This is a genomic window from Rhizobium sp. CF142 (assembly GCF_000281145.1).
In the GTDB taxonomy this organism is placed as follows: domain Bacteria; phylum Pseudomonadota; class Alphaproteobacteria; order Rhizobiales; family Rhizobiaceae; genus Rhizobium.
The window spans coordinates 57,974-70,129 of sequence record NZ_AJWE01000113.1 but is presented as its reverse complement, the minus strand read 5'-3'; the positions used below and the strand labels follow the sequence as shown (position 1 = coordinate 70,129).

Genomic DNA, 12,156 nt, shown 5'->3' with positions numbered 1-12,156 from the left:
GAAGCAACGATGCCTGCACCGACGGTGCGGCCGCCTTCGCGGATAGCGAAGCGAAGCTTTTCTTCCATCGCGATCGGAACGATCAGCTCGACGTCAACGGTGACGTTGTCGCCAGGCATAACCATTTCCGTGCCTTCCGGAAGCGTGACGATGCCCGTCACGTCCGTCGTGCGGAAGTAGAACTGCGGACGGTAGTTCGTGAAGAACGGCGTATGACGGCCGCCCTCTTCCTTCGTCAGGATGTAGGCTTCTGCCTTGAACTTCTTGTGCGGCTTGACAGAGCCCGGCTTGCACAGGATCTGGCCACGCTCGACGCCGTCACGGTTCACACCGCGAACCAGAGCGCCGATGTTGTCGCCAGCCTGGCCCTGGTCGAGCAGCTTGCGGAACATTTCAACGCCGGTCACCGTCGTCTTCGAGGTCGGACGGATGCCGACGATTTCGACTTCTTCACCAACCTTGACGATGCCACGCTCGACGCGGCCCGTCACAACCGTACCACGGCCCGAGATCGAGAACACGTCTTCGATCGGCATCAGGAACGGCTGGTCGATCGGACGCTCAGGCGTCGGGATGTAGGCGTCGACAGCAGCCATCAGCTCGCGGATCGCGTCTTCACCGATCTTCTTGTCAGAATCTTCAAGAGCAGCAAGAGCCGAACCCTTGACGACCGGAATGTCGTCGCCCGGGAAGTCGTAGGACGACAGAAGTTCGCGAACTTCAAGCTCAACGAGCTCGAGAAGCTCGGCGTCGTCAACCTGGTCGACCTTGTTGAGGAACACGACGATTGCCGGAACGCCAACCTGGCGGGCGAGCAGGATGTGCTCGCGCGTCTGCGGCATCGGGCCGTCAGCAGCAGAGCAGACCAGGATCGCGCCGTCCATCTGCGCGGCACCCGTGATCATGTTCTTGACATAGTCGGCGTGGCCGGGGCAGTCGACGTGCGCATAGTGACGGTTGGCCGTCTCATACTCGACGTGAGCCGTCGAAATGGTGATGCCGCGTGCCTTTTCTTCCGGGGCAGCGTCGATCTGGTCATACGCCTTGAACTCACCGAAGTACTTCGTGATCGCTGCCGTCAGAGACGTCTTGCCGTGGTCAACGTGGCCGATCGTGCCAATGTTGACGTGCGGCTTGTTGCGCTCAAACTTACTCTTTGCCATTTGAATGCTTCCTGTGGACGTAAATGGGTGACCCCGGCGAACCGGTTTAGTGCCGCCGTTTAAGGCTTTCGGCGAAATTGCGCAAGACTTAATTGCAGACGCCATTCTTGGCCTGTCAGCGCATATGGGAGATAATTCGCAACCCGCAAGGCGATTCGTCGGCACCTTCCCCAAAACACCTGAAATCTCAGGCAAAATCGAGAGATGGCCCCGCGTCCGACTTTATTGATGCCGGCGGCGACTGCAATTTCTGCGATCGTTACCCGGGTGCCATGCAATGCCAGCGGCGCGACGTCTGCCGACAAGATTATATTACATTTTACTAATTGGTTTCACCGAACAGGAAAGCTTGCATGATATCCCTCTAATATTCGGAGGGACAGTCAATGCAATCGGAGAGCTACACCAACCACTATTCGGCATTCACGGAAGACCATCATACATTCGGCTATCCGCGCGACGACGATGCGGACACGAGCGTCAAAAAGAACACGGGCCAGTCTTCGGTCTTCATCGCCGGCATCGCCATAGGAGTGGTCGGCTACTGGATCATCGGCAATTTCATGAATCTCGTCTTCGAGTTCTGAAAGCGGGCGTGATTCGTCGAGAACGCAAGGAAGATGGAGCGGGTAGCGGGAATCGAACCCGCGTATTCAGCTTGGAAGGCTGCTGCTCTACCATTGAGCTATACCCGCGGGGTTGGTCCGATCCAATGACGAATGGTGGAGAGAGTTGGATTTGAACCAACGTAGGCTGAGCCAACGGATTTACAGTCCGTCCCCTTTAACCACTCGGGCATCTCTCCAGTTTTTCGTCCGGATCTTGAAGACCAAGTTCGTCAGACTTTGAAGCGTTGCCGCCCCGTCGTCTGCGCCGCGTATATGACCGGACGATTTCAGTCTGTCAACACGATGACAATGGAAAAGACAGGAAAAATTTCATCGCCTGTTGAAAGCCGGCACATGAAAGAAGGCCTATGCGGCAACAGGCGCCATCGTTATAAAGCCGCATGAGCAAAGATAACAAATCCGGCGATAAGCCCGCTGCCGACAAGTCCGCAAAGGACACGCATTACGCAACCTTGCGACGCGCGCATCGCGACGGCAAGCGCGAACGCGGTGAGATTCCAACGCCGGCACCACAGAAGCGCAAGCGTGGCGGAGACGACTGGAAACCGCCGGCGCTCGCCCCCGATCAGGTCCTCCTCTACGGCCTTCATACCGTTCGTGCCGCGCTTGAAAATCCTGAGCGCAAGAACATCAAGCTATCGGTGACGCAGAACGCGCTTGCGCGATTGGAGATCGATCCTGATACGATCGGCATTCCCGTCGAAATGGTTTCGCCGCAGGATATCGACAAGGTGCTCGGCCCCGAAGCGATCCATCAGGGCGTGATGCTGGAAACACGCCCCCTGCCCGTCCGGCGGCTGGAAGCACTGAAGGATAGCCCATTGCTTCTCGTGCTCGACCAGGTAACCGATCCGCACAATGTCGGCGCCATCATGCGATCGGCCGTCGCCTTCAATGCAGGCGCCGTTATCACCACGCAGAGACATAGCCCAACCGAATCGGGCGTGCTTGCCAAATCGGCTTCCGGCGCGCTGGAACTCATACCTTATATACAGATCACCAATCTCTCGGATGCGCTCGGCGAATTGCACAAGCTCGGCTTCTTCACGATCGGGCTCGATTCGGAAGGACCGGCGCCGCTGGAAGGCACGTTCTCAGGCGGTCGAATCGCGCTGGTGCTCGGCTCCGAAGGTAAAGGTCTGCGGCAGAAGACCCGGGAAACCGTCAGCGCGCTCGCCCGGCTCGATATGCCCGGCGCCATCAAGTCGCTGAACGTATCGAATGCCGCGGCGATTGCCCTTTATGCAGCGGGGCTGCACCTGAAGGCATAGGCCACAGCGGCAGATCACTATTGATATGCCGTGAAGAGAGCGAATGATGACCGCCATCGCGGTTGAACACCCTCTCCCTTGGTCCATATTCCGCCTTGGAAAGAGCTTGCCGGTCACTATCATCGGCATGCATTCATCTTTGGGGCGCCGGCAAGAAGGAAATCCGCATTATGGCATTTCGACCGCTGATCTTCGGCGTGCTATTCATCGCGGTCCTCGTCATGGTCATTTTGAGCATCACCTGGGTGGACAAGTCTCACCCGATCCGCCAGCCGGATCCCCTGGCGCCGTCGACGACGCCATCAAATCCACCTCCATCCGTGCAATAGCCGATCCGGAACCCGCGAAGTCGTCAGGCGTTTAATCCCGCAAGACAAACAGGGATCCAGATGTTCATGCGCCTGATGATTGCCGTCCTTGCCATTATGATTGCTTCGGTCCTCAGCATCGCGATGATGTCTCCATCCGGCGCCGGACAAACCGGCAGTGGTACGAAGATCGCATCGAGCGTGAACGAACCCGCACGGAAGTGACTGCAAACCGCCTCACCGGACGAGGCGCAGAACACTATCCTCGATATTGCGAAGCAGTTTTGTTCGCTCGACACCATCGTCGCCGATGCCGCTCTGATTTACGATACCGTGCAGAGCGTTGAACAGGAATATGGCGGTGAATGCCGGCTCCTTCAGTGACCAAGCTCCCTCACGGCTTCCTGCTGCAAGCAATTGCTGGAGATTGTCGATCAGGATGTTGCTCGTCAGGCCCTCGCGACTTGGAGGCGGAGCGGCAGCAAAGACGAGATTGTGCAGGCGCGCGGCGTTCATATAGCCTACGGCGCAAGCTTTTGCCCAGGCCGTCAACTTGCCGTTCCAGTCGCCAGTATCCTGTTTACCCACTTCTTCCACGATGCCGTTCAGAAGCTTCTGAACGAAGCGGGTCCGCAATGCTTCAATAACATCCGCCTTCGAAGAGAAATGAAGGTAAAAGGCTCCCTTCGAGACGGTAGCACCCTGGGTAATCTCCTCGATCGTCGTATGCTCCACCCCCTTGTCGAGAAAAAGGCGTTCGGCCACGAGCATGAGGTCGCCCCGCCGTTCCTCGGCTGGTTTGGTCCTTGGCCTGCCGGCTATGCGTGATGTCATCGGAAAGTCCGTCAATGCCCGCGACGCTGAGGCTCCGCCCGGTGCAGGTAGCCTGCGAATACGTCGCGCATAGCAGTGTTTTCAATGTCGGGCAAAAGACGACCGACCTCCCCGCGGTGATAACCGCTGTGGGTGATGACATGGGCCAGCATCTCCTCCCGCGACATATGGCCCTGCCCGCCATCGGTGAAAGTGAAGTCGATCGTCTCTTCGAGCTCCTCGGGCGTCACCTGCACCATATAATCCAGATACCACCTGTCGGTTTTCCTGATCGCGGAAGCAAGATCCCCAAAAGCTGGCGGCTCGCTGGTCCAGTTCGCCGTATAGCCATGCGGCTCCTTCCGCAGGTTCGCAGCGAAAATCCGATCGACGATTTGAGCGTGATTGAGAACACGAAAAGCGGACTGGAGGTTTTCCGATGGCCCGCTTTCGGGAAAAGCAGCAAGCGCTGTCAGAAGCTCCTCATCAACGCTGGCCTTATATTGAAAGAGCGAGGTCAGGAGTGTTTTTACAGACATGGCGAACTCCATCGCGGCAATCGATGAATTCATCATTAAATTATATTGACTGGTGGTCAGTCAATACACTTTTCAAGTGGCCGAATATCGATCAAGCAAAAATCCCGCCGCAAGTTCGAAACCTTGCGACGGGATTTTACTAGAGCATGTCGTGCAAAACTGTGCAGCGGTTTTGCGAAAACGACCTGCGTGAATACGAAGACCTAAAGCGTGGGAAGCGAATCTGAAAGAGCGCGGCATGCTTCAGGGATCGGAAAATGCGTTCTCGGTCAGCTATCAGCTCCGGTAGAGCCAATAGGGTCCATCGTGGTGGCGACGCCAATAATGACGCTCGCGCCAACGCTCTTCCCGCCACGGGCTCCAGCGGCGTTCATAGCCCCAGGCCGGACGCCAGTAGCGACGTTCACGCCACTCGCGACGCTCGCGCCAGTCACGGCGATCACTCCAATCGCGGTCGCCCCGGTCGCGGTCGCCCCAATCTCGATCACCCCAATCCCGATCACCGCCGCGAACCTGGATCACATCGCTCTGTTGCGAGGCTGCCGGTCGATCGAGAGGGATGGCCGCAGCCGGAGCTACGGCGGAAAACAAAGTACCGGCCGAAAGGGCGGCTGCTAGGAGAAAACTGGAGATCCTCATGGCTCACTTCCTCGTTTCTGATGAAGCGAGAATGGCCTGATGCTCCTGAATTGTCGCTGAATCGACCCTTCAGTCTCTGTTCATAGTGGAATAGCTTGGAAAACTGGTGCCCCCGGCAGGGTTCGAACCCGCGACCCCCTGATTACAAATCAGGTGCTCTACCAACTGAGCTACAAGGGCAATGGCTGCGAAGTAGCAGATTCTGATCTTTTGTAAAGAAAATTTGCCCTTTCCGGCAGCTCGGCAACGCTATCCACAGCGGGCTGTCGATCAACGCCATGGTTGGGAAAGCCAGTTGGGCTCCATATGGAGGCATTCATTACCGAAATCATCGCCGATCTATCAGGGCGATAAGATCATCCGAACTTCGCTCGCAACGCAAAACGTCTTGTCGTACAAGCCCTTTATCCTTTAGCTAGAGCAGCATAACAAAGGGCATTGCATGGGCCGGTCATTTCAGACGCTTTCTTTTATCGCCTCGCCGACCACGGAAGCACTCGCCGCGCGAGATGAACTGATTCGCCTTTACGGCGATGTGCCCGCTAACGAGGCCGATGTCATCGTCGCGCTCGGCGGCGACGGCTTCATGCTTCAGACGCTGCACAGTACCATGAACAGCGGCAAGCTCGTCTACGGCATGAATTGCGGCTCGGTCGGCTTTCTGATGAACGATTACAAGACTACCGACCTGCATGACCGCATCTGTACCGCCGTCGAGAACGCCTTTCATCCGCTGAAGATGACAACATCCAATGCCGACGGCAGCAGTTCCTCGGCGCTTGCGATCAACGAGGTCTATCTTTTCCGACAATCCTATCAGGCAGCAAAGCTCAGGGTGGAAATCGACGGACACGTGCGGCTGGAGGAGCTGATCTGCGATGGTTTGATGGTGGCGACGCCTGCAGGCTCGACCGCCTACAATCTCTCGGCCCACGGGCCGATCCTGCCGCTTGACGCGCCCCTCCTCGCCATGACGCCGGTCAGCGCCTTCCGGCCGCGGCGCTGGCGCGGAGCGCTGCTTCCCAACCGGGTGACGGTGGACATCCATATATTGGAAGCCGAGAAGCGGCCCGTGAATGCGGTCGCCGACAATACGGAGATCAAATCCATACTGCATGTGCGTATCGCCCAGTCCGAGGACATGACCGCACGCATCCTTTCCGATCCCGACCGCTCCTGGTCGGACCGGATTCTGGCAGAACAATTCGAGGATTGAAATGATGGCGATGCGGCAAGCATTTATGACGGCGCTCCTTGTTTCCGGCTGGGCGATCGCCGCCGAGGCGCAGACCGTTCATGACGATATCCTGCCGGCCTCGATCATCTTCGCGACCAGCACCGGCTATTGGGAAGACGACGGCAATTCGCTGCCGGTCGAGCGTGCCCCGACAACCACGCAAAGCGTCAGCACCCAAAATGCGAGCGAGGGGGATGCCAAGCAAGAGCAGCGGCACGGCTATTACAAGCTTTTCGCTATGCGCCAGCCGGACAAGACCTCCAAAGTCTTTCTGCAGCAGATCGCGCAGAGAGACGCCGGGCCTGCCATCATCTCGACGGTCGAACTGCAAGAAATCAGCGATCTCAAGCCCTATGTCACCGACATCCGACCCGAAAATTCGAGCGGCCTCATCAAGGAACCGGGCCTCTTCGCCACGGTCTATCTGAAGACCGATCCAGCCGCCGAATCCGATGGCTGGACTGTGCTGATCGACGAGTTTGGGGACATTACCGTGGAGAAAGCGACCAACTGAGCGTCGCAGGCTATTCATCGGGGCTTAGCCATGAAACTCGGCTTTCGCGAAGGCATTTTCCACGACGAGACGCGGCCGGACTGGGATGAGACCGGCCCGAGACCTGTCCGCTGGTCCCTGTGGTATCCGGCAGCCGAGGGGTCGATCGAAACCGAAATCCCGGGACGAAGCTGGTTCCGAAGGGCCCCGGTCGCCCGCGATGCACCCGTTCAGCCGGCGACGAAGCCCTACCCGCTGGTCCTCCTATCGCACGGTACCGGTGGCTCGGCCGCGGGGCTAGAATGGCTCGCCCGCCGCCTAGTCAGCCGTGGATTTATCGCGCTCGGCGTCGACCATCACGGCAATACCGGCAGCGAAGCCTATCGCGCCGAGGGTTTTGCCTGCCTTTGGGAACGCGCGCCCGATCTGAGCCTCATGCTCGATCGCCGAGAAGACTGGCAGGGTGATCTTGCCGGGCATATCGATGCCAGGCGCGTATTCGTCGCCGGCTTTTCAGCAGGAGCCTATACGGCAATGCTGCTTCTCGGCGCAGTCGCGCAATTTTCGCAGTTCGAACAATCCAGATTGAAGCCTGGGGGGCCGCGCGGCCCAAGGGAATTTCCTGACCTCGCCGATCATATTCCGTCGCTGCTTCGTACGAGCACGGCATTTCGCGATTCATGGTCGCGGATGTCGCAACCCTATCGTGACGACAGGATCAAGGCCGCGCTGGTCTGCGCGCCCGGTCGATCTATCCGCGGTTTCAGCGAAGAGAGCCTGAGAGTCATCGATAAGCCTGCCCTCATTCTGGTCGGTGATGCCGACAACACGGCCCCAGTTGAAGAATGTTCGTCATGGCTGCATGCACGGCTTGATCGAAGCACCTTCAAGATACTCCAGGGCGGTCTTGGGCATTATATCTTCGTGCCCGAGGGCACGGCATTGGGGCTTTCCTTCGCAGAGCATCTCTTCACCGATCCGGCGGGCGTAGAACGTGCTGATGTCCACGAGGAGATCGCCGAACTATCGGCTGTGTTCTTTCACGGAACAGACATTCCAGTGGACACCTGAAAAAGAAAAGCCCCGTTTCCGGGGCTTTCTATCTCAGGTCTGTCTTCGCCGCTCAATCGACGTCGTCGACGACAGCGTCGGCTGCGCCGCTGATGCGGTGAGCAAGTGCTGCTTCCATGAACTCGTTCAGGTCACCGTCAAGCACGTCGTCAGGAGCCGTGCTCGCAACACCGGTGCGCAGGTCCTTGACGAGCTGGTAGGGCTGCAGAACGTAGGAGCGGATCTGGTGGCCCCAGCCGATATCCGTCTTGGAAGCGGCTTCGGCATTGGCGGCGTCCTCGCGTTTCTTCAGCTCCGCTTCGTACATGCGGGCGCGCAGCATGTCCCAGGCCTTGGCGCGATTCTTGTGCTGCGAACGCTCCTGCTGGCACTGCACGACGATGCCTGTCGGGATATGCGTGATGCGCACGGCCGAGTCTGTCGTGTTGACGTGCTGGCCGCCGGCGCCCGACGAACGGTAGGTGTCGATACGGCAGTCGCTTTCGTTGATCTCGATCTGGATCGAGTCATCAACGACGGGATAGACCCAAATCGACGAGAAGGACGTGTGGCGGCGCGCATTGCTGTCGTAGGGCGAGATACGCACCAGGCGGTGCACGCCCGATTCGGTCTTCAGCCAGCCATAGGCGTTGTGGCCCTTGACGAGCAGCGTTGCGGACTTGATGCCGGCTTCTTCACCGTCATGCACTTCCAAAAGCTCGACCTTGAAGCGCTGGCGCTCGGCCCAGCGAGTGTACATGCGCAGAAGCATGTTCGCCCAGTCCTGGCTTTCGGTGCCGCCTGCGCCGGAATGGACTTCCAGATAGGTGTCGTTGCCATCGGCCTCGCCTGAGAGCATGGCTTCGACCTGTCGGCGGGCTGCCTCGGCCTGCAGGCTTTTCAGGGCGGCTTCAGCTTCCTTGACGATGCTGTCGTCGCCTTCTTCTTCCCCGAGATCGACGAGCTCAACATTGTCGGAAAGCTGCTGCTCCAGCGCCTTGACGCCATTAATCCCGTCATCGAGCTGCTGACGCTCGCGCATCAGCTTCTGGGCTTCCTGCGCATCGTTCCAGAGGTTGGGGTCCTCTGCCTTGTTATTCAACCAGTCCAGTCGTCTTACCGCCTGGTCCCAGTCAAAGATGCCTCCTCAGCAGGGTGATAGCCTGCTTGGTTTCATCGACTACGTTCTGAATTTCCGCTCGCATTTTCCTGCTTCTTTACTTCGGTATTCCGTGAGAGCCCGGGTATTCTGTAAGGCTGGTGACATAGAGACGCCCGCCGCGGATGTAAAGAGCCGTGGCGGGCGCAAAGGAAATCGGCCTCGATCAGAACAGGCCGGGCGTGTTGGTCTGGACTGCCTGGTTTGCCTGCGGTGAGGTGCGCAGGATTTCTTCCGGCGCCATCGTGCCGTCCATGCCGATGACAGAGAAGCTGTCAGCCGGTCCGGTGCCCGGCTTGAAGGCTTCGATGATGGTGCCCGGCTCGCCATCGACAGCAGCCATGCCGGTCTTGCGGTTGATCGCGATCATGTTCATGCCGGCCGGGACCACGAATTTGGATTCCGGCATGTCCTTGACGGCCGCCTGCATGAATTCATTGAAAATCGGCGCTGAAAGCACGCCACCCGTGCCGCCGCGGCCAAGCGGAGCCGGCGTATCGAAGCCCAGGTAAAGGCCTGCAACCAGATCCGGCGTGAAGCCGACGAACCAGGCGTCCTTTTCATCGTTGGTCGTACCGGTCTTGCCGGCAACGTCACGGCCCGAGAGATCGACCTTGCCGGCAGCCGTACCGCGCTGGATGACGCCCTGCATCATCGAGGTGATCTGGTAGGAAGTCATCGGATCGAGAACCTGCTCGCGGTTGTCGACGATGTTGGGTTCTTCCTGGTTCTGCCAGTCGCCGGCATTGCAGCCTTCGCAGAGACGCTCTTCATGCTTGAAGATCGTCTTGCCGTAACGGTCCTGGATACGGTCGACCAGCGTCGGCTTGATCTGCTTGCCGCCATTGGCGATGACCGAATAAGCCGAAACCATGCGCAGCACCGTCGTTTCACCCGAGCCGAGCGACATGGCGAGCAGCGGCGGCATCTTGTCGTAGATGCCGAAGCGTTCGGCATATTCGGCAACGATATTCATGCCGAGGTCATTGGCGAGGCGCACCGTCATCAGGTTGCGCGAATTCTCGATACCGGAGCGCAGTGTCGAGGGGCCACTGACTTCTCCGCCGTAGTTTTCCGGCTTCCAGACCTGACCGCCCGAAACGATCTCGATCGGCGCGTCCATGATGACCGAGGCCGGCGTATAGCCGTTGTCCATGGCGGCAGCGTAAACGAAGGGCTTGAAGGAGGAACCCGGCTGGCGCATCGCCTGCGTGGCGCGGTTGAATTCCGACTGGGCATAGGAGAAGCCGCCGACCATGGCGAGAACGCGGCCGGTCTTCGGGTCCATGGCGACGAGGCCACCCTGTACCTTCGGCGGCTGGCGCAGGCGATAGGAGGTCGAATTGTCGCCGCCGAGGCGCTCAACGTAAACAACATCTCCTGCCGAGACGGCGCCAACCGGCGACTTGGTCGTCTTGCGGTCGCCGGCGGCGGAGCGGAATGCCCACTGCATATCCTTGGCTGCAATCGAACCGCGTTCGCGTTCGCCTGCGACCTTGCCGCCTCCGTCCTTGGATGGCTGAAGGCCGATATCAACGCTGTCATTGGAAACGGCGAGCACGACCGCCAGGCGCCATTCCGGCACGTCCGAGAGAGCGGGTACTTCGGCGAGCGCCGGACCCCAGTCGCCGGACGTGCCGATCTGTTTGATCGGTCCGTGGAAACCACGACGCTCGTCGTAATTAGTCAGGCCATCCTGCAGCGCCTTACGCGCAAAGAGCTGCATCTGCGGATCGAGCGAGGTGCGCACCGAAAGGCCGCCTTCGTAAAGCGCCTTCTCACCATACTGATCGATGAGCTGGCGACGGACAGCCTCGGCGAAATAATCAGAAGCAAAAAGAGACGGTCCACTGGTGCGGGCGGTGACGCCGAGCGGCTGTTTTTTGGCATCCTCGCCGTCGCTCTGACTCACATAACCGTTCTCGACCATGCGGTCGATGACCCAGTTGCGGCGTTCAAGTGCTGCATCCGGATGGCGGAAGGGATGGTAGTTGGCCGGGCCCTTCGGCAACGAAGCGAGATAGGCGGATTCGGCGATCGTCAGTTCGGTGACCGACTTGTTGAAATAGGTGAGCGAGGCACTGCCGATCCCGTAGGAGTTCAGGCCGAAAAAGATCTCGTTGAGATAAAGCTCGAGGATCTTGTCCTTGCTGTAGGCCTGCTCGATGCGGAAGGACAGGATCGCTTCCTTGATCTTGCGGTCAATCGTCTGGTCGGAGGTCAGAAGAAAATTCTTCGCCACCTGCTGGGTGATCGTCGATGCACCGACCGGGCGGCGGCCGGAGCCGAAATTCTGAAGGTTGACGAGGATGGCGCGGCCGAGGCCGGTCAGATCGACGCCGGGATGGTTGTAGAAGTTCTTGTCTTCGGCCGAAAGGAAGGCAGCCTTCACGCGGTCCGGGATAGCCTGGATCGGCAGGAAAAGGCGCTTTTCCTTGGCATATTCGGCCATGAGCGCACCGTTACCGGCGTGAACGCGGGTGGTAACCGGCGGCGCATAGCTGTTGAGCACCGCATAGTCAGGAAGATCTTTCGCGACATTAGCAAGATAGACGGCAACAACAGCCGCAGCGCCCAGGAACAGGACGCAAGCTATCCCGAAGAAATATCCAAGAAGTCTAACCATATTTTCAGCTACCGGTATTTCTAATCATTAGATCGGCGCAGCCGCCACAATCGCACAGATCATGTCTCTTTGCACGTTGCGCGGCTTACTCCATGCGCGTTGGCGCCACAAGCCGATTCCGTCTTACATGTTCGAAACATATAGACCGGAGTAACGGCGTGAATGTGAGCAAAATAGGGCCCGTCCCGCCACTTTCCCCTTCTCGGTCGGCAACAGGTCCCGGTTTAGG

At 58.8% G+C, this 12,156-nt stretch carries 13 protein-coding genes and 3 tRNA genes; 7 read left to right on the top strand and 9 right to left on the bottom strand.

Annotation, left to right across the window (positions count from 1 at the left end; all coding sequences use genetic code 11):
• Window positions 1–1,163 (bottom strand): elongation factor Tu (gene tuf, locus PMI11_RS27870; protein ID WP_007823987.1); only part of this gene is annotated, 1,163 nt, incomplete at its 3' end.
• Window positions 1,164–1,549: 386 nt separating this feature from the next.
• Between tuf and PMI11_RS27865 the strand changes: the two genes are divergently transcribed.
• Window positions 1,550–1,750, top strand: coding sequence for a hypothetical protein (locus PMI11_RS27865; protein WP_007823986.1), 201 nt, complete (start codon window positions 1,550–1,552; stop codon window positions 1,748–1,750).
• Between the two features lie 34 nt (window positions 1,751–1,784).
• On the opposite strand, the gene PMI11_RS27860 is transcribed toward PMI11_RS27865, so the two are convergent.
• Window positions 1,785–1,858 (bottom strand) — tRNA-Gly (locus PMI11_RS27860).
• 25 nt (window positions 1,859–1,883) lie between these two features.
• A tRNA-Tyr gene (locus PMI11_RS27855) sits at window positions 1,884–1,968 on the bottom strand.
• A 204-nt stretch (window positions 1,969–2,172) separates the two neighbouring features.
• Here PMI11_RS27855 and rlmB point away from each other — a divergent pair.
• The 3 genes from rlmB (at window position 2,173) to PMI11_RS37490 (ending at window position 3,596) form a co-directional block, all read left to right on the top strand.
• Window positions 2,173–3,063: a 23S rRNA (guanosine(2251)-2'-O)-methyltransferase RlmB gene (gene rlmB, locus PMI11_RS27850; protein WP_007823985.1), complete on the top strand. Its 891-nt coding sequence runs from the start codon at window positions 2,173–2,175 to the stop codon at window positions 3,061–3,063.
• Window positions 3,064–3,233: 170 nt separating this feature from the next.
• Window positions 3,234–3,392, top strand: a complete 159-nt coding sequence (locus PMI11_RS37800; protein ID WP_007823983.1) for a hypothetical protein — start codon at window positions 3,234–3,236, stop codon at window positions 3,390–3,392.
• A 60-nt stretch (window positions 3,393–3,452) separates the two neighbouring features.
• Complete coding sequence (locus PMI11_RS37490; protein ID WP_007823982.1) at window positions 3,453–3,596, top strand: hypothetical protein; 144 nt, start codon at window positions 3,453–3,455, stop codon at window positions 3,594–3,596.
• 12 nt (window positions 3,597–3,608) lie between these two features.
• Here the strand turns inward: PMI11_RS37490 and PMI11_RS27845 are convergent, their stop codons facing one another.
• From PMI11_RS27845 to PMI11_RS27830, 4 genes are all read right to left on the bottom strand, one after another.
• Window positions 3,609–4,205, bottom strand: coding sequence for a TetR/AcrR family transcriptional regulator (locus PMI11_RS27845; RefSeq protein ID WP_037072370.1), 597 nt, complete (start codon window positions 4,203–4,205; stop codon window positions 3,609–3,611).
• Window positions 4,206–4,216: 11 nt separating this feature from the next.
• Window positions 4,217–4,723 (bottom strand): DinB family protein, encoded by a 507-nt coding sequence (locus PMI11_RS27840; RefSeq protein WP_007823978.1) that lies wholly within the window; start codon window positions 4,721–4,723, stop codon window positions 4,217–4,219.
• A 276-nt stretch (window positions 4,724–4,999) separates the two neighbouring features.
• Window positions 5,000–5,362, bottom strand: a complete 363-nt coding sequence (locus PMI11_RS36865) for a hypothetical protein (protein WP_007823976.1) — start codon at window positions 5,360–5,362, stop codon at window positions 5,000–5,002.
• A 104-nt stretch (window positions 5,363–5,466) separates the two neighbouring features.
• Window positions 5,467–5,542 (bottom strand) — tRNA-Thr (locus PMI11_RS27830).
• A 262-nt stretch (window positions 5,543–5,804) separates the two neighbouring features.
• On the opposite strand from PMI11_RS27830, the gene PMI11_RS27825 reads away from it, so the two are divergent.
• The 3 genes from PMI11_RS27825 to PMI11_RS27815 are packed head-to-tail and all read left to right on the top strand — an operon-like array spanning window position 5,805 to window position 8,163.
• Entirely contained in the window at window positions 5,805–6,578 is a 774-nt protein-coding gene (locus tag PMI11_RS27825; protein ID WP_007823974.1) for an NAD kinase, read from the top strand.
• Window positions 6,579–6,582: 4 nt separating this feature from the next.
• A complete protein-coding gene (locus tag PMI11_RS27820) occupies window positions 6,583–7,113 on the top strand; it encodes a hypothetical protein (protein ID WP_037072373.1) in 531 nt (176 codons plus the stop codon).
• Between the two features lie 30 nt (window positions 7,114–7,143).
• Window positions 7,144–8,163: an alpha/beta hydrolase family protein gene (locus tag PMI11_RS27815; RefSeq protein WP_007823969.1), complete on the top strand. Its 1,020-nt coding sequence runs from the start codon at window positions 7,144–7,146 to the stop codon at window positions 8,161–8,163.
• 52 nt (window positions 8,164–8,215) lie between these two features.
• Here PMI11_RS27815 and prfB read toward each other — a convergent pair.
• Both prfB and PMI11_RS27805 read right to left on the bottom strand, forming a co-directional pair.
• Window positions 8,216–9,347, bottom strand: a protein-coding gene (gene prfB, locus PMI11_RS27810) for a peptide chain release factor 2 (RefSeq protein WP_162137085.1) whose coding sequence is annotated in 2 segments (ribosomal slippage) — window positions 8,216–9,277 and window positions 9,279–9,347 — 1,131 coding nt in all. Because the reading frame shifts where the segments join, the coding sequence is not laid out codon by codon here.
• Window positions 9,348–9,467: 120 nt separating this feature from the next.
• A complete protein-coding gene (locus tag PMI11_RS27805) occupies window positions 9,468–11,927 on the bottom strand; it encodes a penicillin-binding protein 1A (RefSeq protein WP_007823966.1) in 2,460 nt (819 codons plus the stop codon).
• Window positions 11,928–12,156: the final 229 nt, after the last annotated feature.

Bases quoted from the DNA above. Each gene is read 5' to 3' on its own strand.
- PMI11_RS27840 (WP_007823978.1), bottom strand. From the start codon at position 4,723: ATGTCTGTAAAAACACTCCTGACCTCGCTCTTTCAATATAAGGCCAGC.
- PMI11_RS37490 (WP_007823982.1), top strand. From the start codon at position 3,453: ATGTTCATGCGCCTGATGATTGCCGTCCTTGCCATTATGATTGCTTCG.
- PMI11_RS27825 (WP_007823974.1), top strand. From the start codon at position 5,805: ATGGGCCGGTCATTTCAGACGCTTTCTTTTATCGCCTCGCCGACCACG.
- PMI11_RS27865 (WP_007823986.1), top strand. From the start codon at position 1,550: ATGCAATCGGAGAGCTACACCAACCACTATTCGGCATTCACGGAAGAC.
- PMI11_RS37800 (WP_007823983.1), top strand. From the start codon at position 3,234: ATGGCATTTCGACCGCTGATCTTCGGCGTGCTATTCATCGCGGTCCTC.
- PMI11_RS27820 (WP_037072373.1), top strand. From the start codon at position 6,583: ATGGCGATGCGGCAAGCATTTATGACGGCGCTCCTTGTTTCCGGCTGG.
- PMI11_RS36865 (WP_007823976.1), bottom strand. From the start codon at position 5,362: ATGAGGATCTCCAGTTTTCTCCTAGCAGCCGCCCTTTCGGCCGGTACT.
- PMI11_RS27805 (WP_007823966.1), bottom strand. From the start codon at position 11,927: ATGGTTAGACTTCTTGGATATTTCTTCGGGATAGCTTGCGTCCTGTTC.
- PMI11_RS27845 (WP_037072370.1), bottom strand. From the start codon at position 4,205: ATGACATCACGCATAGCCGGCAGGCCAAGGACCAAACCAGCCGAGGAA.
- PMI11_RS27815 (WP_007823969.1), top strand. From the start codon at position 7,144: ATGAAACTCGGCTTTCGCGAAGGCATTTTCCACGACGAGACGCGGCCG.
- rlmB (WP_007823985.1), top strand. From the start codon at position 2,173: ATGAGCAAAGATAACAAATCCGGCGATAAGCCCGCTGCCGACAAGTCC.